The sequence below is a fragment of the Paenibacillus enshidis genome (assembly GCF_042136365.1).
GTDB classification, from domain to species: domain Bacteria; phylum Bacillota; class Bacilli; order Paenibacillales; family Paenibacillaceae; genus Paenibacillus; species Paenibacillus enshidis.
In genome coordinates, this window is the sequence record NZ_JBHHMI010000014.1 from 67,847 (window position 1) to 89,623 (window position 21,777).

Genomic DNA, 21,777 nt, shown 5'->3' on the forward strand with positions numbered 1-21,777 from the left:
AAACGGCTATTTAAGGACAAGCGGTAAAAAAATATCGTCCACAATTTCTGTAATGATGTGTTCAGTTAACTCCTCATGGGCGATGAGCACTTCGTAACGAATCAAATCAAAGGGAAGGGATATAACTCTCTCTTTCATGGTTTGCAGAGTCACCTCTCCCCGTGCCTCAGCATTTTTCAAAATCGTCTTCATAGCCAGGGTCAGCTTGTCCTCCTTGCTTCGACTCACCGTTTGCGGCAAAGCAGACATGATCTCCTTATCTGGATCGTCGACCAGCATGCCGTGTATCGTTTCAGAACCGATCGCTCGCATAGCAGCCGCTATTCCATTAAGCAAAGTGATCACATCACTACGCAGTTCACCTGTGTCGGGAGCTTCAAGGGGAGGTCTTGGCACAAATTTGACGGCTGCGGCGGCGATAAGCTTGGTTTTATTGGGCCAGCGGCGGTATACCGCATTTTTGTTGGTCTTCGCTCTCGTGGCAACTGCATCTATCGACAGACGGGCATAACCCACCTCCTGCAGCTCGTCCCAAGCGGCCTGCAAAATGGCATTCTCCAGAACCTCTCCGCGCCGCCGTGTCGCTGTATTCCGAACCTCATCCTGTGGCGGTACGGAAGCTGCGGAGCTCTCATTTCTATTTCTCTCCATCCTCATTTCCCCCTCTTTCAGAATATTCCCATTCATTTCGGACGTTTTTACATTTGCATTTCTGATGAATCTATAATAACATCGATTTAGGGTACTTATAGTACCTTATCAAAAAAAAACAATGAGAGGTGCTTAATAATGACTGATAAATCAATCTCCCGGGCTTCCGGAAAAACGGTACTGATCTCTGGTGCAAGTATTGCCGGCCCCACCCTTGCCTATTGGTTGTGCAAATATGGCTTTGATGTCACCGTGGTCGAGCGCTCGCAGACGATTCGGGGCGGCGGCTATCCCATCGATGTGCGGGGAACGGCGATCGACGTAGTCGAGCAAATGGGATTACTTCCGCAGCTTCAGGAAGCCCATATCCATTCGAAGAAGATTTCTTTTATCCATGCCGACGGTAGCATTGCCGGTGCAATTAAACCAGAGGATATCTCCGGCGGTGTAGAGGAACGGGACATCGAGCTGCCGCGCGGCAGACTAACCGAGTTGCTGTACGATCTGACAAAACAGCAGCCGGTCCGCTACCAGTTCAATGATTCCATCGCCACCCTGAACGATGACGGCAGCGGTGTAGATGTCACCTTCAAGAGCGGCAAAAGCGGCAGATATGACATCGTCATCGGGGCGGATGGCTTGCATTCGAATACGCGCCGGCTCGTGTTCGGTCAGGAGGAGCCGTTCACCCGGTACCTCGGTTACTATTTTAACGGCTTTACCGTTCCGAATGATCTCGGCCTGTCCCATGAGTCTATTGTCTACGCCACACCAGGGCGGTATGCGATATTGTCGGCCGCTCGCGACAGCGACACACTGCATGCCTTTCTGAACTTCGCGTCCGAGAAACCGCCGATCTCTGATCGGCATGATGCCGACCAGCAGCGCAGGCTGACGGCAGAGATGTTTGCCGGACACGGCTGGGAAGTTCCCCGGCTTGTACAGGCGATGATGGAAGCGGACGACCTGTATTACGACGTTGTCGCTCAAATTCACATGCCCCATTGGTCGGCAGGCCGTGTAGCGCTGGTGGGCGATTCCGCCTTTGCACCCTCTTTTCTGACCGGGCAGGGAACGAGTCTTGCGCTGGTGGGCGCATATGTGCTGGCCGGCGAGCTGGCCTCCCATGATGAGCCTGAAGAGGCTTTTGCAGCCTATGAGAAACGCATGCGCCCATTTGTTGAAGCAAACCAGGCTTTGGTTGATAGCGGTGCAGCAGCCTTCCTCTTCCCACGCACCAATGAGGAGCTCGAAGCCCGCAATCAGGCGCTTGCGACCATCCAGTCATCAGCTCGGGGCAGCATGCCTGGGGATGAATCCAGAAACGTTCACAGCTCACTTCGCCTGCCTGATTACCTTGTAAAGTAAACATTTTTTAGAAACATGTCTATCGACGTACATTCAAAGAAACCAGGCCGCGCTTGGCGGAAGTTTTTCCTGGAATCAACCTCTACCTCTGAGACGTTCACTGGATGGTTCTGTTCCCATCGGACAGGCTGCTCCATGAACGTCTTTTTGTTTATTCATACCCAAAGCAGTGGCAGCAGCTTATAGAAATTGTGGTTCATTAAAATACCGGCAGGCGTTATAATCTGGGGTGGGTGGAAACTTTGCCATGATGTGGTCCGACTCTCTGGACTTTACGGTCGAGAAATCCGGCAAAACCCGTTTGGGGTCTGCCATGTCGGGGGAAGGGCTGGTCAACGTATACCGGGGAACAGGTATGGTCTGGCTGGCTCCACAGACTTCATACATGAACAGTATATTCCAGTCTAATGTGCCGTTTTCATCCGGAGCCCGCTGACTGGATATGCTAAGGGAAAAATACTCCGGATGTCGAGAATGAGCTTGTTGATTTTACCGAGGTGGTGACATTTATGAAAACAACTCGATCTTCATCCGCACTGGGCGAATTCATCAAATCACGCAGGGAACGGCTGCAGCCTGAAGAAGCGGGGATTGACCCGCTGCCGGGACGCAGGCGCACTCCAGGGCTGCGCAGGGAGGAAGTAGCCTATCTCGCCAATATCAGTGTGACTTACTATACTTGGCTGGAGCAGGGCAGAGAGACGAACCCGTCACCGGAAGTGCTGCTCAATATCGGCAATGCGCTGCAGCTGGACGAGGATGAGCAGAAGCATTTGTTTGATCTGGCAAATGTCGACCCAGCGAGCGCAGGTGCTGAGCTGAACAGCGGAGAGTCGGATACCGGATTTTTGCAAAATATTGTAGATCAGCTGCATTATCCTTCTTTCATCACGGATGCAGGCACTGATGTAATCGTCTGGAATCGGGCGGCCGAGCTGATTGTAGCGGATTTCGGCAGTCTGCCGGAGAGCGAGCGATATATGATCAACATTACGTTTCTGCATCCGGATTACCGTGAACGACTGGTAAATTGGGAGGGCTTTGCCCGTTACACCGCTGCGGTGATGCGCGCCGGCTTCGACCGTTACAAGGAGAACCCGCTTTATATGGAACGGTTCGAACGTATGAGACGGGAAAGTAAAGAATTCAATTATTACTGGGATCTTTATGAAATCAAGCAAAAACGTGTAGCGACCTCATTATTCCGCCTTCCCAACGGGCAGGAGATGGAGTTCATGATCCATTCCGCAGGTGTGATTGATAACAATCCGGACTTGCACTGGTGCTTCTTTGTTCCGGTACCCGGCACGGATACGGAAGAGAGGCTGCTGCGGCTGCTGGAAAATGACGCGCTGATCCAATGAGCAATTCCAGCTGTTGGCCCCTGTTCAGTTGCTTTCCTTTTCAGAAATAACGTATGCTTAAATTAGGAACAATCACCGGAAGGGGGCTTGAAGCGTGAAGGAGGAAAGCCGGATTTTTGAGGGAATTTCGCCGGAGCGAATCATGGATAAAGAAATTGCACTTGACCTTCGTCACGAGGCTGAATGCGATATCGACGTTGGGGAAACGATCCGCGTGCTTGGCGGGAAATGGAAGCTCTCGTTATTACATGAATTGGTCGAGCAGACCCGGCGGTTCAACGAATTGCGGCGGGCGCTTCCCGATATATCGCAAAAAATGCTGACACAGCAGCTCCGCGAGCTGGAAGAAGAGGGGCTGGTAGAACGGAAAGTCATTCCGGATAACCCTCCCAAGGTGGAGTATTCCCTGTCGGCATACGGACAGACGCTGAGGCCGCTGTTTGCCGTTATGCTTGACTGGGGAGCCAACCATCGCAGGCGTAAGGCCCAATCCGAAAAGCTCTCAGGAAAACCATCCTGAGAGCTTTCAATTTACCGCTTTATTTTCCCCTGTCCGGCAATGCGGATTATTACGCTCAATCCAAAAATGATACGATACAGAATGCTTTAGCTGGACAGGTGAATGCGAATGCCGGCTTAATAAAGCTTTTGCTTTGCTTCGTCCGTAAAGGAGATCAATTCGTCTATTCGTCCGTCGCGAATTTTATTTGCCCAGGCAGGATCGGCCAATAATGCCCGCCCGACGGCAACCAGGTCGAATTCTTCATGTTCCAGCCGTTCGACCAAGCCGGCGACCTGGGTCTTTTCCGTTCCATCGTCCTCCAGACCAACCGATCCGACGGTGATCACCGGTTTGCCTGTCAGCTTTTTGGTCCATCCGGCCAGGTTCAGATCGGAGCCTTCGAATTCAGGCTCCCAGAAACGGCGGGTGGAGGCGTGGAATATATCGACCCCGGCTGCGACCAAAGGAGTCAGGAATTGTTCCAGCTGTTCCGGCGTCTCAACCAGCTTGGCCGTGTAGTCGCTCATCTTCCATTGCGAAATGCGCAGCACGATCGGAAATTCCGGTCCGACGGCACGGCGGCAAGCTTCGATCACTTCCACCGCAAAGCGGGTCCGTCCGCCCCAGTCGCCGCCGTAGCGGTCCGTGCGCGAGTTGGTTTTTTTCCAGAAAAATTGATCGAGCAAAAAGCCGTGTCCACCGTGGATCTCAATGCCGTCGAATCCGATCCGCTTGGCATCGGATGCTGCCTTGGCGAAGACCTGGATGATGTCTGCGATATCCGCTTCCGAATAATCACCGACATGCCCCCGCGCTCCTATATGAGTGATCTGCGATATGATTCGTCCGCCCGCTTCGTGCACCGCAGTCACCACGTTGGCCCAGCTGCTTAACGCGGCTTCGCCGTAGATGTGTGGTACATTTTCCAAATTGGACGTATCCGGATGATCGATCAGCGTGCCCCCGGTCACGATCAGTCCGACGCCATTCTCCGCCCTGCGGCGATAATAGGCGGCCATATCCGGGACCGGCACGCCATTTGGAGCAAACTCCCGGGCCATCGGTGCCATGACAATCCGGTTAGGCAATGTCAAATTTCCAATAGTGAACGGTTGGAACAGGGTTTGAGCAGTTGGGGAATAATTCATAACAAACCTCCAGAAAGATTGTATTTGATCCACGTTTATGATTCTAATCGCGATTAGTTCAATTCGGGTATGGCCCCAGTATAAAACCTGTGTCAGTCTCCCACAAGGAGGCACTATTTCTTCATCTGGTAACCTTCAGGTAACCTACTATGGACTCTAGTGCTTCACTACAAACAAAAGAAATGCCCCAGGTACGCAAAAAGAGCTGACCGTTATCACTCGGCCAGCTCTTTGTCCTCTTTTTCTGCTCTTTAATTAAACGAATAATCCGCCACCACGACGTCTTCTATCCAAGGACCAATGTCCTGCAGCAGCTGCTGATGAAGAGGATGCGGCGCATAATCCCGGCAGGCCTGCTGATCCTCGAACGTTATCCGAATGGCCAGGGAAAATCCGTGCGTATTCTCTGTCTCTTCCGATACATTGATTCCGGCGCTAAGAGCAACAATGCCCGGAATGGAAGCTTTGAAGGAATTTACGGTTTTCAGAGCATCTTCATAGTTGACAGCCGTGCCGTTATGCTCCTTGAATTTCAAGAGAACGATATGTTCATACATGGTTTGAACCCTCCCTGTCTATATTAGAAAAAAGTGAACCTTGATTTCATGCCTGCAAATCACATAACCTATTCTATATAGATTAATTATGACCAGGAAGAGATCCAGTGATCCTGGGATTGCGAATCCCACTCTTCCTGCCTGGACAGGAGGCATGCAGCATGGCGAATATTCCATTAGACAGATACCAGGAATTAGCCCGTTTTTTGCGAATACGGCGGGAACGGATTACACCAGAGCAAGTTGGTCTGCCGGACAATGGCCGCAGGCGCACTCCGGGACTTCGCCGGAGTGAAGTTGCGATGCTGGCCGATGTGGGGCTGGATTGGTATACCTATCTGGAACAGGGCCGCCATATCAACGTCTCCGACGAGATTCTCGGGCGAATAGCCAAAGTGCTCATGCTGGATGCGCCGGAACGTAACTATATGTTTTATCTGGCCCGCAAGCGCCCTCCAATAGAGGAAACAAAACCGTATTCCCAGGTTACTCCTGCCCTGCATGGCTTTCTGGACAGCCTCGGAACCTCCCCGGCGAATGTCATGGATCCCCGCATGAACATCATTGCCTGGAACTCAGCCTACTGTGCCATAAACGGCGACCTTGCAGCCTTAACCGACCAGGAACGGAATTTTGTATGGATGACCTTTACGTCCGAACGCTTCCGCTACATTAAAGGAGATGAATGGGAGCAGCATGCACGCCGGATTGCCGCTCAATTTCACGCCGGGTTTGCCCGGCACGTTGATGATCCCTGGTGGTCCGAGCAGTTTAATGCTCTATCCCAAATCAGTCCGGAGTTCCGTGAGTTTTGGGAAGCCCATGATGTGCTGGATGCCATTGATGCCCCCAAGACTCTTCGGTGTCCCAATGCCGGCATGTTAAATTTCGACCATGTGTCCTTCCAGTATCTTGAGGATCCGAGCTTGACGGTATCCATACATGTTCCTCATCAGGATGGCACCGTCGAAAAAATGCAGCGGCTGCTGAGCGACTATGAACTAAAGAGCAAGGAGCGGCATGCGCTCTCTACCTGATTAGCAGCAGCTCTTGTTCTGCGAGCTGACCGTTGTCATTCGGCCAGCTCCCAAGCTTGTTTTATCTTTAATGAATAATTTCACTGACGATGAGTGTCTGGAATTTCAAACGACATAGTCGTTCCTTCTCCAGGCCTGCTTACGATGGACAACCCCTGCCCGTCGTATAACTGCTTTAATCGCCGATTTGTATTGGAGATGCCGATTCCGCCTTTTTCACCAACCGTGGCGCTTAGCAGCCTGTCCACCTGCTCCTGATCCATCCCTTTTCCATTATCGCTTACCTTAACAAGAGTACAGTCGTTCTGACGTGTAATGGAAATATGAACTGTCCCGCCTTCTGATTTGCTCAAGAGGCCGTGGTTCACAGCATTTTCCACCAAGGGCTGAATCGTGAGCGGTGGGAGCTGCAAACGAATGTCCGGCTCCACCTCCCATTCAATGGACAGCCGATCACCAAACCGCACTTTTTCGATATACAGATAGGCTTTGACCAACTCCAGCTCATGAGACAGCTCAACCAGCCTGCCTGTGTTCAGAAAATTGAAACTAATCCGCAAATAGGAAGCAAAGGCCTCGCCCAGCTTAAGCATCCTGTCTGTATCCACCTCACTTAACGCCATCAGCGAATTCAGAGTATTAAACAGAAAATGAGGCTGAATTTGCGCCTGTAAATATGCGGCTTCCATTCGCAGCCGCTCATGAACGGATTGCCTTAGGGTAACCAAAGCTTTAATCCGGTATTTTAGCTCCAGCGCATCTACAGGTTTTGTGACATAATCGCTCGCTCCCGCAGAGAAACCTGTGTAAATATCGGCCGGCTGGCTACGAGCGGTAAGCAGCAAGACGGGAAGCTCCGACATGGGGAACTGCTCCCTGACGTTCCGGGTCAATTCATATCCGGACATGTTCGGCATCATCACATCGGCAATGAGCAAATCCCACTGCTGCGTAGCCAGCAATTCCAATGCTTCCTGGCCCGATTGAGCCGTCACAATGACATAAGGCTCTGTCGACAGGATGCTGACCAGCACTTTCAGGTTGATCGGATCATCGTCCACAGCAAGAATACGGGCCCTGCTTTCTTCCAAAAGCGGTGAAGGTGTCGTTGCGGAGATTTCCTTTTCCCCAACAGTCAAATCCGGGAACAGAAAACCGCCAGGCATCTCATCCGCTCCTGCCATCTCGTGCCCGATAGAATACGACACCTGCGGCATGGAAAGATCGGACTCATCCGCCAAAGGCAGATCAAAGCTGAAGACAGACCCTTTGCCAAGCTCGGAGCGAACCGTCAATGTACCACCGTGCAGCTCAATAAGCTGCCTACAAATGCTTAGCCCCAGTCCAATTCCCTGCCCGCCGTTAACGCCATCATAAGCACCTTGCTCATAAGGAAGAAAGACTCGTGCGCGGGTTGCTTCATCCATGCCTATCCCGGTATCGGCGATATGAATGAGTACTCGTCCCTCCCTTGTTTCGGCTGACACGGAGATCGTTCCCTTTTCCGTATATTTCAGTGCGTTGTGCAGCAAATTATAAAAAACTTGCACCAGCCTCTTTTCATCGGCCAGAACGGGAGGTGTGGTTTCCGGTACATCCATATGCAGGCCGACCGGCCTGGCTTCTGCCATATATTGCAGCATGGAAATGATGCCTGGTACGATAGACTGAACTTGTAAGGGCTCCTTCCGCAGCACAAGACGATGCTCCTTCAGCCGAACCACATCAAGAAGATCATCAAGCAGATGGGACATCCGCCTGCTCATTCTAATAAGCAGTTGCATATCGTCAAGACTGTTCTTCTCCAGCCTGTCTTTTTCTTTGGTGGCCACATGATGGGCGATATTCATAATGCCGTGCAGTGGTGTCCGCAGCTCATGCGAGGTATTGGCCAAAAATTGGTCCTTGATCTGGTCCGCCTCTTTCAGTTTTTCGTTGAGTTCAATATTTTCCCTGTTTTGCCGGAAGTATTGCTTGAACCAATAAGAGGCAAAGCCGATAATCGCGATAGCCAGGTCAACCGGATAATAGACGGTGGTGACGTCGCTGACAGCCTCTGCCGTACTCCAGATAAAATTAGAGATGATTCCTGCCGAGCTGATCAACAGGAAGATCATGTCACGACCCGTCTGCTGCTTGAAGACCATCATTCCTATGATATAGAGGAACCAGGCAAACGACATGAAATAAAGAACGTAAAACAAGCTGGAAAGAACGATGCCATCCACGTAAGCGAACGGCATGATCAGCAGCAGAACCGTAAAGCCTATATTTGCCGCCAAAAATACGCGCAGCCATCCTTTATGAAAATAGATCGGCATGAATTTTTTGAACAGCAGCAAAATTAACGGAATTTGCCACAGCATGCTGATCCATTTAATTTTGATCGCCCATGTGTAATGGATCATCGGATACCAATTCAGCAGCATGGTATCGTAGTTGCTTAGAACCACAATGCTGGTGATCAGCAGCAGCAACCCGGTAATCAGCAATGTCTTCTCTTTCGGATTGAACGCATAAATAATGAAAGCATACACTTCATGAAGCAGCAGCACCAAAAAAATAAACAGCTGTAACCCGATGGAGTTCCAGCGGACAATATCAATGGACCCTTGGGAGCCAAAGCGCACGGGGTTGATGATTCCACCCTTGTTGGGATTGTCGAAGTTGGCCACACGGACCAACACATCGATCTCTGTAGTTCCTTTTATATCGTAGGTAGCGGTAAAAGAGACACTTTTGGGCGTATATTCCTGTTTGGAGGTTGCCACCCTGCCGATGCTTCCCGCCATTTCTCCATTGATTTCAATTTCGGATGCCGTCGTAACCCCTCTGAACCAGAAAGCGATGGGCTCCTGCAGCGGGTCGGTCAAAATCCGCAGCCGATATGTTCCATATCCGATGGAGTTGCCGGTGTCCGGGTGAAGCGCACTTCCCCAATCTCCCGGAACCGTGATATTTAGAGGGTCAGGTCCTTTCTCAAGTAGTTCTTGGCCAGTAGCAAGTGATCCGGGATAGAACTTCCACTCCCCATTCAAATATAAGGGGGATGAACTCCCCAAATCCGTCCCGCGGAGATCAAGCACGCCATCAATGGCTCGAGGGTGATTCATTACTGTGAACATCTCGGACCACATCCAACGCATTCCAGTCAGTGCGCTAAATATCAGAAGCAATATCCATATATATTTGTGTTGGGTTCTTTTCTTTGTTCGCATATACACAAATTCGACACAAACGTGAAGGATTCCTTTAATCGTCAAAGAAAGGAGCATGCCGCAGCAGCTCCTTTCCATCTCTTACTATTATGTTTTTAACTAAAAACCGTTTTCTTCTCGCTCAGACCAAGCGCCTGCGATGTTGAATCATGAATTTTCTGGAAAAGCTCGGGGTTTTCCGTTAATGCCACGCCATAAGAAGGAATCATTTCTTTAATTTTCGATACCCATTCTTTCATATGCTGCGGGAAGCATTTTTCCAATACCTCAAGCATAACATTAACGGCCGTAGAAGCCCCCGGCGAAGCGCCCAGCAATGCAGCAACTGAACCGTCTGCGGCGGTAACCACTTCCGTACCAAATTGCAGTGTTCCTCTGCCGATAGCCGTATCTTTGATCACCTGCACACGTTGGCCTGCCACCACGATGTCCCAATCTTCGCTTTTGGCGTTCGGAATGAACTCACGCAGTTCTTCCATCCGCTGCTCATTGGATAACATCACCTGCTGGATCAGGTATTTGGTCAGTGCCATCTCTTTTACCCCGGCCGCCAGCATGGTCAGGATATTATCCGGTTTTACGGAGAGGATCAAATCCAGATTGGAACCTGTTTTTAAAAACTTGGGTGAGAAGCCAGCAAACGGCCCGAACAGCAATGCCTTTTTGTTGTTGATATATCTGGTATCCAAATGCGGAACGGACATGGGGGGAGCCCCGATTTTGGCCCTGCCGTATACCTTGGCATGGTGCCGCGCTACCACGTCCGGATTGTTACAGGCCATGAACAGCCCGCTTACCGGGAAGCCCCCAATATGCTTGGACTCGGGAATGCCGGTTTTCTGCAGTAAAGGCAGACTTCCGCCGCCGCCGCCGATAAAGACAAATTTTGCCGTATGATATTCCGTTGTACCGTTCTCGATATTCTGCACCTTCACGTTCCATAAGCCGTCGTTGGTGCGCTTGATATCCTTAACACTATGCTTGTAGTTGATCTTAACATTCTTACTCTTTAAGTGGTCAAACAATATGCGTGTTAAAGCGCCAAAATTAACATCCGTACCGGAGTCAATTTTAGTGGCTGCTATCGGTTCGTTCGATGTGCGCCCTTCCATAATTAGTGGAACCCATTGCTTCAACTGTTCCGGATCGTCTGAAAATTCCATTCCCTGAAACAGGGGATTTTCTGAAAGCGCTTTAAATCTCCTTTTCAAAAAGGTCACATTTTCATCACCTTGTACCAAACTCATGTGAGGTAAAGGCATAATAAAATCCTGCGGATTGCGAATTACATTGCTGTTGACAAGATAAGCCCAAAACTGTCTTGAAAGCTGAAACTGTTCATTTACACTTATGGCTTTGCCAACATCTATAGATCCGTCAGATTTCACGGAAGTATAGTTAAGCTCACACAGTGCGGCGTGGCCTGTGCCCGCATTATTCCATTCGTTGGAGCTTTCTTCCCCTGCGCTTGCGAGTTTCTCAAATACTTTGATTTCCCATTCCGGTGCCAGTTCTTTCAGTAATGCTCCCAAAGTTGCGCTCATGACTCCTGCACCAATTAAGATAACGTCTGTTTTTATCTGTATGCTGCTCATTACAACCCTTCCTTATACCAATATTTGCAAAAAAGGGTAGACGCTCCGGCTTAGGTACCACAAAGCAAGGCGCCACCTAGGAACTCAACATTCTTTTCAATTATAAACTATTTAAATCTGGTTAAAAAGTGACAATTCCGATTTAATACCTCGGAGCACGCAAAAATCATGCCAAAATACAAAGATCCCAGCCCCTGATTTATAGCTCTCAAAGCACAGTTAAGTGTAAAAAAAATATTATTCTTCAAGTGCAAAGAAGCGGTGCCTGCTTCTTTGCTCCACAACGACATTACTGTGTCTTAATCAAACACAGTAAAACTCAAAAATAAAATGCAGTTGCGGACTTTAACTGCAACTTATTCGGTAACAGTATATGTCGTTCAAGCAACTAATGCAAGCAGTTTTCGCATCCATCTACTGGTTGAACTGGAGATCCTTCATAACCTCTGCTAATGTATGCTGCTTAAGCAGCATAATCGTTTGGATTTGGATATCGTCCATAATGGAATGCAGCCTCGTTTCGAGCTCTTTCAAGCCAGGATCGCTATTGATCTGTTCTTCCGATACACAGCAGTCTTCCGACGCCTTGTTCCTCCTCTGCAAATTGTTATCGCAATCCTGTTTATCTTCTGATTCACCATAAGCAGAATTTAATGCCAGAAAAATATCCGCAAGGGTAATTTGACCCGGATTGCGCTGCAAAAAATATCCGCCATCACGACCTTCCTTCGCTTCAACAATCCCTGTTTGCACAAGCTGTATCAGAACTCTGCGTACAAAAGTAGCATGTGAGCTGACCTTTTTGGCAATAGCAGCGCTGGACATCGCTTTACCGCTTTGAGCAAGACAAATCAGGGCATGAACGGCAATGCCAAATCGAGGCGGTCCGATCTTAATGCTATGACGTATACTCATGTTAATTCCCTCCTCAGTGCAGTTTACCGTAATTTCGCGAGTCAAAGCAAGAAAGAGCGGGAGATGCCTCTCCCGCTCGAAATGTTCTTCAGCATTGCATTATTATACTATCTGCCCGATGTACTGTTTAAATTCTTGTATGGTTGTGAACCCCTTCGTCTAAATGAATCAGCTGTCTTTTGGGGACACTGGTAAAGACATATGAACCCAAGGGAGGTAAACCGGTGAACGAGAATGAGAATGAGAAAAGAAAAAAGCAGCTCGAACAGGCGCAAGCCAAAGATTCGACCGATGGAGGGCGGAGCCACGCGTTCATGTCAGAGGATCTATGGAACCAGGAAGGGAGCCCCGTCGCTGCGGACGACGAGTTCGGTCCGGAAATGAAACAAGAGGATCCGCCGACACTCAATGGCAAGCCGACGTAGTTCATGAGTTTTTCGTTTTATCCTGGAGCACGAAGAGGGGTTCAGAAAGGAAAATCTCCCTTTGCGCTCTGGTTCATCCTTTTCGGAAAACAAAAGAACCCGACTTCCGCAGCCATCGGTTCGGGTTCTTTGCATCGTCATTATTTACCATGTATTTCTAATATCTTTTCCATCATCTTTAGCACACCTAAATGATCATTGGAACCCGTGGCATAACTGGCGTATTGTTCCATATCGCTAAACACCATCATTTGTTCGGAGTCTATGCCCAGTTGCTCTCCCAGCACTTTCATGGCTTTTCCCCTGTTAATCTCATGGTTCATAATATCAATCCATATCGCATCCCCGGCGGTGACGGAAAAATCATGACCGTAATTGGGCTTGAATGTTTCCTCAAAATATTGCTTGCTGTTTTTATTGGGAAAATAAATCGTGAGTTTATCAGCTTCCGTAATCACTTGGTCGAGTTCTTCAACAAAGGTAATGTTTGAATAAAAGGTTTTCAAAAACGTTTCATTCCCTTTGTATTTTCTAGCTATATACGCTGAATCCAATCCACTGAGAATCGCAACCCCATCTGTGTTATCTTCGACGAAACGAATCATGGGTTGATAGTCCACAGGCTTCAATAAACTTTTGAAGATCACTTCTCCTTTATAGCTTATAATTCCGCCGCTACCACTGATAAAGCATATCTTATCCTTAATTTCAGGAAACATGTCCTCCAGTGTATATAGCGGGCGTCTGCTGGCAATCGCAAATACAATTCCTAACTTATCTAATTCTAAAATATACTGGTCAAGGTTTGAGGGCAGCTCGCCTTTTTCCGTAAGCAATATATGATCCATATCTGAAGCAATCAATTTTAAATTATTCATATAACACCTCCATGTTCATATTATAATAAAGCAACATTCACAATGATAATGCCTAAAATTGCCTGTATGATGTGCCTTAGGTGTCGTAAACCCACCCTATGTTCAGTTTTTGTAAATATGCCTTGTTTATAATAAGATGGATTTATATTTTTTTAGGAGGTAGTTATGAATTCTTCATTCAAAAAGTATGCAGCCGAATTCATTGGAACATTCGTGCTTGTTCTGTTCGGCTGCGGCAGTGCCGCTACGGCGGGAGGAGAGCTCGGAAATTTGGGAATCGCATTGGCATTCGGACTGTCCATTGTGGCGATGGCTTACGTCATCGGTCCGATTTCGGGGTGTCATATCAATCCAGCGGTTTCACTCGCCATGCTTCTTAATCGTAAGCTAACGGGCGCCGACTTCATCGGATATGTTGTGGCGCAAGTCGCCGGTGCCATCGCAGGCTCTGCTATTCTGTACGCCATCCTCGTCTCCGCGGGCATGCCCACAACAGGACTCGGTCAGAATGGTTTCGGCCCTGGCTATGGAATCGGGATTTCAGCGTTGATGGCCGTCATTGTCGAAGTGATTTTAACCTTCGTTTTTATCTATACAATCCTGGGTGTGACCTCAAGTGAGAGCAATGGAAATGTAACGGGCCTGGTCATCGGTCTGACGCTTGCTTTCGTACATATCCTTGGCATTGCCTTAACGGGAACGTCCGTCAATCCTGCAAGAAGCCTGGCGCCGGCGCTTCTGGTGGGTGGAACGGCTTTATCCCAGGTGTGGGTGTTTCTTATCGCCCCGCTTGTCGGCTCCGTGTTGGCCGTTGGTGTATACCAGTGGCTGAACATCAGCCGTAAAAGAAAGGCGTCTATCGACGGTATTTACACTGAAGGCAGAGCACACTAGCGGAAGTTTTTCTTGTGATGTAAGAATGCTGCAGCTCCACTGAAACTTAATATATTCTCTAATCTAAAAAAAGAGGGGCAGTCCCATAAGTCATTGAAAATGGCTTGAAGGCTGCCCCTTTGCTTTGTAAAAACCGGATTCACCGGTTAACCTTTTCTCCTTCTACCCCCATCTCGTATGACTCTTCCTTTAGATATGCGCCATACTCCTGAGTCCACGTCCACATGGCCTCAAATATCGGCTGCAGGCCCTGCCCGGACTCGGTAAGCTCATATTCCACATGCAGCGGTACACCAGGATAAAGAGTACGCCTGACGATTCCCTTCTCCTCCAGCATCCGCAATCTGTCTGTCAAAGTTTTCGGACTAATGGGCTGCAGCTTGCGGCGCAGCTCTCCAAAACGCCGGGTCCCGTTAAACAATTCAAACAAGAGAAGAAGCGTCCATTTGCCGTCCAGGATCTCCAGAATAGGTTCGACGGTACCAGGACAGGATCGGTCCATCATAGTGATCACTCCGTAGTTCATTTTTTGAAACTATTGCACTTTATTGTAACTACTTTTCAAAAGTACCACAGTTCAATTACGATGTAAATCGAGAGATGAGGTGCAACGCCCAGACCGGGTGGCCGCATCCATCCGAAAAATACTGAACAGAACATGAGGAGGAGTATGACTATGAAAGCTATATTATGGGCAACTTTAACCGCTAACGGCAATTATGCACAGTCCAGCCCTGAGAACCCGCCTAAACAAGAAGCGCTGAACGATTTTGCGGCACATGCCAAAGCTGCGGGAAATTTCATTGTCGGACGCAGAACGTTTGAGGCAATGCAGGACCCCAACAGAGTCCCACAAGAAGAAGAGGCCAACACGGACGGACCTTTCGCCGGGATGGATATCGTTGTTATATCCAGCAGCATCCATGACATTCCGGGCGTAACGGTAGTAAGGTCTCCTCAGGAAGCCTTGAACTACTTGCGGCAAAAAGGCCATCAGACCGCTCTCATCAGCGGTGGAGCGGATGTCCACAATACCTTTCTAAGCCAGGGACTTGTAGACGAAGTGATATTTAATGTGGCTCCTGTGTTGGAGGGCAAAGGGCTGAATCTTTTAATCGATCAGAACAACTACGGTTACATGCATGTTCAATTGTTGGACTGCAAACCTCTGGGTGGTGGGGTCGTTCAACTGCGCTATGCGATTGACCGATAGATCAGCCTCACGCGTTTACCCGCTGCCTCTATTGGATCAATAAAAAGCCCTGAGCCCCTTGCCGATATCAGCTGGGAGTCTCAGGGAATGATTGAGCATTATAATATCCATTACTTACCGGACACCGCATTCGCCACCAGGGTAGCATATACCTTCGCTCCGGACGGATTCAAATGCACACCGTCACTGGCGAAGAAAGCATTCTGCCCTTTGCTTGCGCTGTACCAGTCGACTACCGTTACACGAGGGTCTTCTGCGGCAGCGGCGGTCAGCGCATCGTTGACGATGCTTTCCCATGGGCGGGGCACACGGGTGTTCACGAGTATAATCTTCTTTGCGCGGCTCAGTTGGGACAGCAGGTCATCCAGTTCATCCTTTGTGAAGGAGCCGTTTGTGCCCAGCTCAATAATCACCTTGGAACCGAGCTGTCCATTGCTGCTCAGCTGCTGAATAATTGCGGGGGCTTCATTCATCTGCCGGCCTACCTTGCCGTCAATGACAATGCCCGGCATCGTCTGGCGAAGGTATGACCCGATGTCCAGCATAACCGAGTCTCCGATGGCGGTAACGCCTTTGCCGGAAATGATCTTGCTGAGCTTCTTCCGGTTGTCCGCAGAGCCGGAAGCCGCAGCTGTGCTGCCCGGATGTGCTGTGCTTGCTGAGTCCTTCGTGCTTGCTCCGCTGGATGGAGAAGCTTTGGAACCGGATGAGTCAGAGTCTGGTGCTTCTGTCTTCTCTCGAGTTGAATGCTCAGAAGCCGCCTTGTCCGTATTATCCTGCTTGCCGTCAGAGGTATCCTTCTTGCCCGCCGCTTCGGTGACATGATCTTTATTCTGTTCAGTCGTTACATGCGACACATTGGTCGGGGACGTAGAAATGACAGGTTTTGCGGAAGAATCCGTCGGTACATCCCTATCCTGTCCTCTTACCGTCAGTGCATGACCGAGTGTCGCCGAGAACAGGATGAGCACCAGTGCCGCCGCGCTGCCGTACAACCAGATACGGGTGGCGCGTTTCTTATATGCACGTTGCAGCACATGGCGGAAGCCCTTCTGCCGGATCGGCTGCTCCACATACCGCCAGGACAGCTCAGCCAGCGCCAGACTGACGGCAACCTGGATGATAGCCTTCAGGATGGAAGGATCGTCCGTATTTACCTGCGGTGTACTAAGTATAATGACCGGATAATGCCATAAATATAGTCCGTATGATCTCTTGCCCAGCCAGCGCAGCGGCTTGCAGCCAATGATAGCAGCCAGACGGCTCGCCGGATGGGCTAGCACCGCGATCAGTATCGTGGTAATGATGGCGATGATCAGCATACCGCCGCGGTACAGGAAGGTCTGGTATTCATTCGTATGCCATACCAGCCAGATGAGCAGCAGCAGGGAAATCGCTCCTGCTGTATCCAGAAAAGTCAGCGCCGGTGGCGATACTTGGCTCTTAAGCTTGGCGCTTGGCCAGACAACCGCCAGCGCCGCTCCAACTAGCAGTGCAAAGATACGCGTATCGGTACCGTAATAGACACGGCTTGGATCCTCGCCCGGTATGTACAGTAGGGCCATAAGCAGTGCTGAGATCAGCGACAGGCTGAGAATCCAGACCGCCAGCTGTCCCCGCTTCGGCAGGAACTTCAGGCCAAGCAGCAGCAAGAGCGGCCAGATCAGGTAGAACTGTTCCTCAACGGCCAGCGACCACAGATGTCCGAGCGGTGATGCCGGCCCAAAGCTCTCAAAGTACGATACTTTGTGGAAAATAAACCACCAGTTGCTAACGTATAACAGGGCTGCCGGTATGTCACCGGCAAGCGCCGACAATCTGGAATGGTCTCCGAACAGGGACCACAGCGATACAACCGCCACCATGACAAACATGGCCGGAAGCAGCCTGCGGGCACGCCGTATCCAGAAATCAGCCATATCAAACCGCCGATTACGCTCCCACTGACTTGCCAGAATATCCGTGATCAAATAGCCGGACAATACAAAGAATATCCCTACACCGAGCAGCCCGCCAGGCGCCCAGTCCGTGTTCAGATGATAGATGACAACAGCCAGCACCGCAAATGCCCGCAATCCATCCAACCCCGGCATATAACGATGAGGTTTGAGCGGCTTAGTCATAAATTGGCCGCCCTTTTTTCTTAATACTTGCTCCCGATAATCCGGTGAAAAAACTCGCCTGCCTTGATTTCTCACTTTTTTCTATTCGTTCAGCTCTGTCTATGATGCCATTCATGATTCCTATCCTTTCCGGGGTTATCCCTGTTCAAGCCCCTCGCGCCCGAACCAACCTTTTCTCATTATATCTAAGTACATTGTACCATTGATCTCAAACCAGTTAAAAATGGTTTACAGCAAAGCAACAAATTAGCAAAAAATAACTGCGGGATTCCGCACAAAAAAGGAACCCTTTTCCGGTTCCTGCTCCTTTTGCCTATTATCATCCGTACACGTTAATAGAATGACTGTTCATACGATTCTTCTTATACACTAATATGGCTAGAACTCAAAAAGAAGCTTGCCTGGGCAAGCTCCTCTTCCCGGTCACAAGTAAGCCGGTCAATAAATTCAAAGTGGTGGTGTTTGCACCCCCAGTTGTACCCAACCTTCCTTCGCAGGGCCGTATACTGCAGGCACAGTCAGCCCCGCTTGGCGTATAAGAACGGTAACTTGTCCTCGATGGTGAGCAATGTGTTTGATCAACCCCATCAAGATCGTGGCATTTGACTCCATTCTACCGAATGCATTTTGTATTTGCGCTAAAGACTCATCTGTCCATTGCTCTTTAAGGGCATTGGTAGCATTAGAGCTTACTGTTTGAAAGGTTTCCGCGATTTCCCTCGCAGAGGGCACCTCGCCCGAGTTTGGAACCTTATCTACCGAAAGTCCGAATTCGGTCAAATAATCCGGGATATTCGTTACAAAATGCCATGCAATTCTTCCCAACGTCCGGCCTTCGGGATATACTTGCTGCTGCAGCGCCTCATTTGTCAAGCTCTCTAAAACTTTCCGGGTTAATGCGGCCTCTTTTTCCCATTCCGAGATAAAATTCTCAACCGTCGTATACATGTAATCATCCCCTTGTTTTTTATGTTCAGTGCAAACTATAGTTTAGCCTTGCTCACACTAATCTTAACCTCTAATCATGACAATGGCTGTCATAGTTATAAATTTTTATTGCGACACGTCTTTTACCGGATAAGCAGCCAACAGCAAACCCGTTTGTATTGCAGTAGAGGGACATTTTTTCTATAATGGCTTCGTAACTTACGGATTGATAATAAATCTCATTTGAAAACGATGGGTTAGGAGGTGTCCCCAGATGTCGCAGACCTACGAAGAGCTTGCACAATATTTTGCTACTACCCCCATTCAACTGTTTGGTGTGTACCGCACATGGCTGGAGGGCGACCGTACTTATAGCGGGCATGTTCACAAGCCTACCGCCAAATGCGGTGTGATCGTCGCGCTTGAGGGGGAAGCGACATTCGTCTTCGATGAGGTGAAGCAATTCGTGATGAAACCTGGCCACATCCTGATCGGAGGAGCAGGCAGACAGCTGCAGGTGATTTCGGGTGCAAATGGCTTCCGGTACTGCCTGGCTCATTACCTGCCAGGAGGGGCTGACGAAAAGAAGGGTCATCGGCGGCCAGGAGACATCTCCTATATGGAGATAACACTAGATCCGGAGCTGCTTAGGCTGGTGGAGCAGCTACTAAACGCCTCTTCCTCACCTGATTCGATGGACAAGCTGAATCAACGCTCGTTATTTTACCAGCTTATCACCAAGGTGCTGCAAGCGGAGCGCTACCAGCAGAACAAGGACAGCTATCCCGTTGTTGAAGACGCCATCCGGTATATTCAGTCTCATTTTGCCGAGCCGCTGACACTGGCCAAGCTTGCCGACCGTTACCAATTAAAACCTAAATATTTCTCGTATCTATTCGCCAAATATACCGGGACAGGTCCCATTGAATATCTGATCCATTACCGGATGAACAAAGCGCACGAGTGGCTGTTAACAAAGCAATTTTCCGTAGCCACCGTAGCCAAGAGCATTGGATATTCCGACCCGTACTATTTCAGCCGATTGTTCAAAAAATATAAAGGGGTTGCGCCCAGTCAAGTAGACCTCGACAGCACAGAAACCTGAATGCGGCAATGTCATCTTACCCGTACGATACAGTCTGTCGCGTGAAATTGTCCATCATCGTTCGGGAATCTCTTCATTCTCATTGGGCACGTGTGATGATACTATAAAGAATGTAATTGATAATGATTATCATCTTTCAAAAATAGAGAGAGGGCACACAACTATGAAAGCTCGTCACACTACATCATGGTCTGTCTTTTTTACTGGCATGATCAGTTTGCTGCTGCTTCTGAGCGCCTGCTCAAGCAATACGCAATCTGCTGATGGAAAAACATCCAGCCCGCCGTCAAACGCGACTGGACAAGAAGCGGCAGGCTCCGCTGCATTCCCGCGCACGATCGAAGCGGCCAACGGCAGTATCGTTATTAAGGAGAAGCCGGAGCGCGTCGCTGTCGTTCACTGGGGATACGTCGATTCCATCCTGCTGTTTGATTTGAAGTCGGTCGGCCTCGCGCTGCCGTTCACGAAGAACGACTCTTCCCTCGGTACCGACACGTATAAGCCATACGTCGACAAGCACAAAGAGCTTGCTATCGTTGGTGAGAACACGACTGTCAACATGGAAGCATTGCTGGAATATGCACCAGACCTCATCATTGCAGGCAATGCGACCAATACCCAGCTGACGGACCAGCTGGAGAAAATTGCGACAACCGTCGTAATTAATGAAGCAGACACCGACGTATGGAGTAATTGGCCGGCGCTGGTCACGAAGTTCGGAGCAATATTGGGTCAGGAGGATGTCGCTGAGCAGTTCATCACCGGTTATCAAACCAAGCTGCAGGATGCCAGGGAGAAGCTGGCCGATGTCGAGGGAACGGTCGCATTCCTGCAGGTGCGGAACAACGCCGTATGGCTGGGCGGAACTAACTTCTTAACCCCCTATTATGACGAAGGTCTCGGATTGAAGGCACCGGACAGTCCGGTGATGACGGAAGGCGCCGAGCTGACACTGGAAGGATTAAGTGCGCTGAACCCGGACCATCTGATTCTGGGCTATTTCAACTATGACAATCCGTCGGCAGCCTCCCTTACAGACGAGTGGGAGAAGACTGATGTCTGGAAAAGCCTGAAGGCCGTTAAGAACGGTCAGACGTACGCCGTCAACGGTGCTCTTGCCATGGGTTACGGCCCGCTTGGCAACAGCTATGGCATCGAGGCTGTACTGGAGGCATTGGACAAGTAAACCCTGGACTACTCCTTCTGTCTCGTCAGAAACAGCATGATAAAGGAAATGACGATCATGGAGCCCGTCCAGGCCCATGCCATCGTCATATTACCGGCATCCACTGCAACAAATATGGCCGTAGGAATGGTCTGTGTTTTCCCAGGAATATTGCCTGCTATCATTAATGTCGCCCCAAACTCGCCAAGCCCGCGAGCAAATCCGAGAATATAGGCGGAAGCAATCGAACGGTAAGTCAGAGGAAGCGTGATGTACCTGAACACCTGCCATTCATTAGCTCCGGTGGAGCGTGCAGCCTCTTCCAAAGCCTGATCTACGGAAGAGAACCCAACCTTCATCGTTTGATACACCAGCGGAAAGGCCACCACGACCGCAGCGATCACGGCAGCCCACCAGCTAAATATAATCGGCGCGTTAAAAAGCCATTCCATCCAGTGTCCAAACCAGCTTTTTCGGCCCAGGATGACTAAAAGGATAAAACCAACCACTGTTGGCGGCAGCACTAACGGCAGCATAAAGACTGTCTCAACCACTGTTTTTCCTTTAAACGTTTGGCAGGACATCCACCAGGCGGCAGCCACACCAAGTACGATTACAGTCAGGCTGGACAGCACCGACACCTGCAGAGACAATTTAATCGGTACCCAGAATTCCTCCCAATTGATCATGGC

Annotated in this window: 21 protein-coding genes; 10 read left to right on the plus strand and 11 right to left on the minus strand. The window is 49.6% G+C overall.

The annotated features are described in order from the left end of the window. Window positions 1-6 precede the first annotated feature (6 nt). On the minus strand, window positions 7-651 hold the full coding sequence (locus ACE41H_RS16115) for a TetR/AcrR family transcriptional regulator (RefSeq protein WP_375356460.1): 645 nt from the start codon (window positions 649-651) through the stop codon (window positions 7-9). A gap of 138 nt (window positions 652-789) precedes the next feature. Between ACE41H_RS16115 and ACE41H_RS16120 the strand changes: the two genes are divergently transcribed. The 4 genes from ACE41H_RS16120 to ACE41H_RS16135 all read left to right on the plus strand — a co-directional run bounded on the left by ACE41H_RS16120 (window position 790) and on the right by ACE41H_RS16135 (window position 3,903). After that, window positions 790-2,019 (plus strand): FAD-dependent monooxygenase, encoded by a 1,230-nt coding sequence (locus ACE41H_RS16120; protein WP_375356462.1) that lies wholly within the window; start codon window positions 790-792, stop codon window positions 2,017-2,019. A gap of 247 nt (window positions 2,020-2,266) precedes the next feature. Then, a complete protein-coding gene (locus ACE41H_RS16125; protein WP_375356463.1) occupies window positions 2,267-2,455 on the plus strand; it encodes an AIM24 family protein in 189 nt (62 codons plus the stop codon). A gap of 73 nt (window positions 2,456-2,528) precedes the next feature. Continuing rightward, window positions 2,529-3,383: a helix-turn-helix transcriptional regulator gene (locus ACE41H_RS16130; protein ID WP_375356465.1), complete on the plus strand. Its 855-nt coding sequence runs from the start codon at window positions 2,529-2,531 to the stop codon at window positions 3,381-3,383. A gap of 142 nt (window positions 3,384-3,525) precedes the next feature. Further along, a complete protein-coding gene (locus ACE41H_RS16135; RefSeq protein ID WP_375356512.1) occupies window positions 3,526-3,903 on the plus strand; it encodes a winged helix-turn-helix transcriptional regulator in 378 nt (125 codons plus the stop codon). A gap of 116 nt (window positions 3,904-4,019) precedes the next feature. Here ACE41H_RS16135 and ACE41H_RS16140 read toward each other — a convergent pair whose 3' ends face one another. Together ACE41H_RS16140 and ACE41H_RS16145 are read right to left on the minus strand one after the other, a co-directional pair. Beyond that, window positions 4,020-5,033, minus strand: coding sequence for an NADH:flavin oxidoreductase (locus tag ACE41H_RS16140; RefSeq protein ID WP_375356466.1), 1,014 nt, complete (start codon window positions 5,031-5,033; stop codon window positions 4,020-4,022). A 251-nt stretch (window positions 5,034-5,284) separates the two neighbouring features. Then, window positions 5,285-5,590 carry a Dabb family protein gene (locus ACE41H_RS16145; protein WP_375356467.1) on the minus strand — a complete coding sequence of 102 codons (306 nt, stop codon included), beginning with the start codon at window positions 5,588-5,590 and terminating at the stop codon, window positions 5,285-5,287. A gap of 161 nt (window positions 5,591-5,751) precedes the next feature. Between ACE41H_RS16145 and ACE41H_RS16150 the strand changes: the two genes are divergently transcribed. Continuing rightward, window positions 5,752-6,627: a helix-turn-helix transcriptional regulator gene (locus ACE41H_RS16150; RefSeq protein WP_375356468.1), complete on the plus strand. Its 876-nt coding sequence runs from the start codon at window positions 5,752-5,754 to the stop codon at window positions 6,625-6,627. Between the two features lie 80 nt (window positions 6,628-6,707). On the opposite strand, the gene ACE41H_RS16155 is transcribed toward ACE41H_RS16150, so the two are convergent. The 3 genes from ACE41H_RS16155 to ACE41H_RS16165 form a co-directional block, all read right to left on the minus strand. Then, complete coding sequence (locus tag ACE41H_RS16155) at window positions 6,708-9,740, minus strand: ATP-binding protein (protein WP_375356470.1); 3,033 nt, start codon at window positions 9,738-9,740, stop codon at window positions 6,708-6,710. Window positions 9,741-9,940: 200 nt separating this feature from the next. Continuing rightward, window positions 9,941-11,440: a malate:quinone oxidoreductase gene (locus tag ACE41H_RS16160; RefSeq protein WP_375356471.1), complete on the minus strand. Its 1,500-nt coding sequence runs from the start codon at window positions 11,438-11,440 to the stop codon at window positions 9,941-9,943. Window positions 11,441-11,854: 414 nt separating this feature from the next. After that, the gene (locus ACE41H_RS16165; RefSeq protein ID WP_375356472.1) at window positions 11,855-12,355 is read right to left on the minus strand and encodes an RrF2 family transcriptional regulator; all 501 of its coding nucleotides are present in this window, start codon (window positions 12,353-12,355) and stop codon (window positions 11,855-11,857) included. A gap of 224 nt (window positions 12,356-12,579) precedes the next feature. On the opposite strand from ACE41H_RS16165, the gene ACE41H_RS16170 reads away from it, so the two are divergent. Continuing rightward, window positions 12,580-12,780, plus strand: a complete 201-nt coding sequence (locus ACE41H_RS16170; protein ID WP_375356473.1) for a hypothetical protein — start codon at window positions 12,580-12,582, stop codon at window positions 12,778-12,780. A 140-nt stretch (window positions 12,781-12,920) separates the two neighbouring features. Here ACE41H_RS16170 and ACE41H_RS16175 read toward each other — a convergent pair whose 3' ends face one another. Next, the gene (locus ACE41H_RS16175) at window positions 12,921-13,658 is read right to left on the minus strand and encodes an HAD hydrolase family protein (RefSeq protein WP_375356474.1); all 738 of its coding nucleotides are present in this window, start codon (window positions 13,656-13,658) and stop codon (window positions 12,921-12,923) included. Window positions 13,659-13,823: 165 nt separating this feature from the next. On the opposite strand from ACE41H_RS16175, the gene ACE41H_RS16180 reads away from it, so the two are divergent. Further along, window positions 13,824-14,552 carry an MIP/aquaporin family protein gene (locus ACE41H_RS16180; RefSeq protein WP_375356475.1) on the plus strand — a complete coding sequence of 243 codons (729 nt, stop codon included), beginning with the start codon at window positions 13,824-13,826 and terminating at the stop codon, window positions 14,550-14,552. A 139-nt stretch (window positions 14,553-14,691) separates the two neighbouring features. On the opposite strand, the gene ACE41H_RS16185 is transcribed toward ACE41H_RS16180, so the two are convergent. Then, window positions 14,692-15,057, minus strand: a complete 366-nt coding sequence (locus tag ACE41H_RS16185; RefSeq protein WP_375356476.1) for a winged helix-turn-helix transcriptional regulator — start codon at window positions 15,055-15,057, stop codon at window positions 14,692-14,694. A gap of 171 nt (window positions 15,058-15,228) precedes the next feature. Here ACE41H_RS16185 and ACE41H_RS16190 point away from each other — a divergent pair, with 171 nt between their 5' ends. Next, a complete protein-coding gene (locus ACE41H_RS16190; protein WP_375356478.1) occupies window positions 15,229-15,765 on the plus strand; it encodes a dihydrofolate reductase family protein in 537 nt (178 codons plus the stop codon). A 110-nt stretch (window positions 15,766-15,875) separates the two neighbouring features. Here the strand turns inward: ACE41H_RS16190 and ACE41H_RS16195 are convergent, their stop codons facing one another. Beyond that, on the minus strand, window positions 15,876-17,888 hold the full coding sequence (locus ACE41H_RS16195; RefSeq protein WP_375356480.1) for an acyltransferase family protein: 2,013 nt from the start codon (window positions 17,886-17,888) through the stop codon (window positions 15,876-15,878). A gap of 447 nt (window positions 17,889-18,335) precedes the next feature. After that, window positions 18,336-18,836, minus strand: a complete 501-nt coding sequence (locus ACE41H_RS16200; RefSeq protein ID WP_375356481.1) for a DinB family protein — start codon at window positions 18,834-18,836, stop codon at window positions 18,336-18,338. Window positions 18,837-19,089: 253 nt separating this feature from the next. Between ACE41H_RS16200 and ACE41H_RS16205 the strand changes: the two genes are divergently transcribed. Together ACE41H_RS16205 and ACE41H_RS16210 are read left to right on the plus strand one after the other, a co-directional pair. After that, window positions 19,090-19,920, plus strand: coding sequence for a helix-turn-helix transcriptional regulator (locus ACE41H_RS16205; protein ID WP_375356483.1), 831 nt, complete (start codon window positions 19,090-19,092; stop codon window positions 19,918-19,920). A gap of 163 nt (window positions 19,921-20,083) precedes the next feature. Then, window positions 20,084-21,106, plus strand: a complete 1,023-nt coding sequence (locus tag ACE41H_RS16210) for an ABC transporter substrate-binding protein (protein ID WP_375356484.1) — start codon at window positions 20,084-20,086, stop codon at window positions 21,104-21,106. Window positions 21,107-21,114: 8 nt separating this feature from the next. Here ACE41H_RS16210 and modB read toward each other — a convergent pair whose 3' ends face one another. Continuing rightward, window positions 21,115-21,774 carry a molybdate ABC transporter permease subunit gene (modB, locus tag ACE41H_RS16215; RefSeq protein ID WP_375356485.1) on the minus strand — a complete coding sequence of 220 codons (660 nt, stop codon included), beginning with the start codon at window positions 21,772-21,774 and terminating at the stop codon, window positions 21,115-21,117. Window positions 21,775-21,777 lie beyond the last annotated feature (3 nt).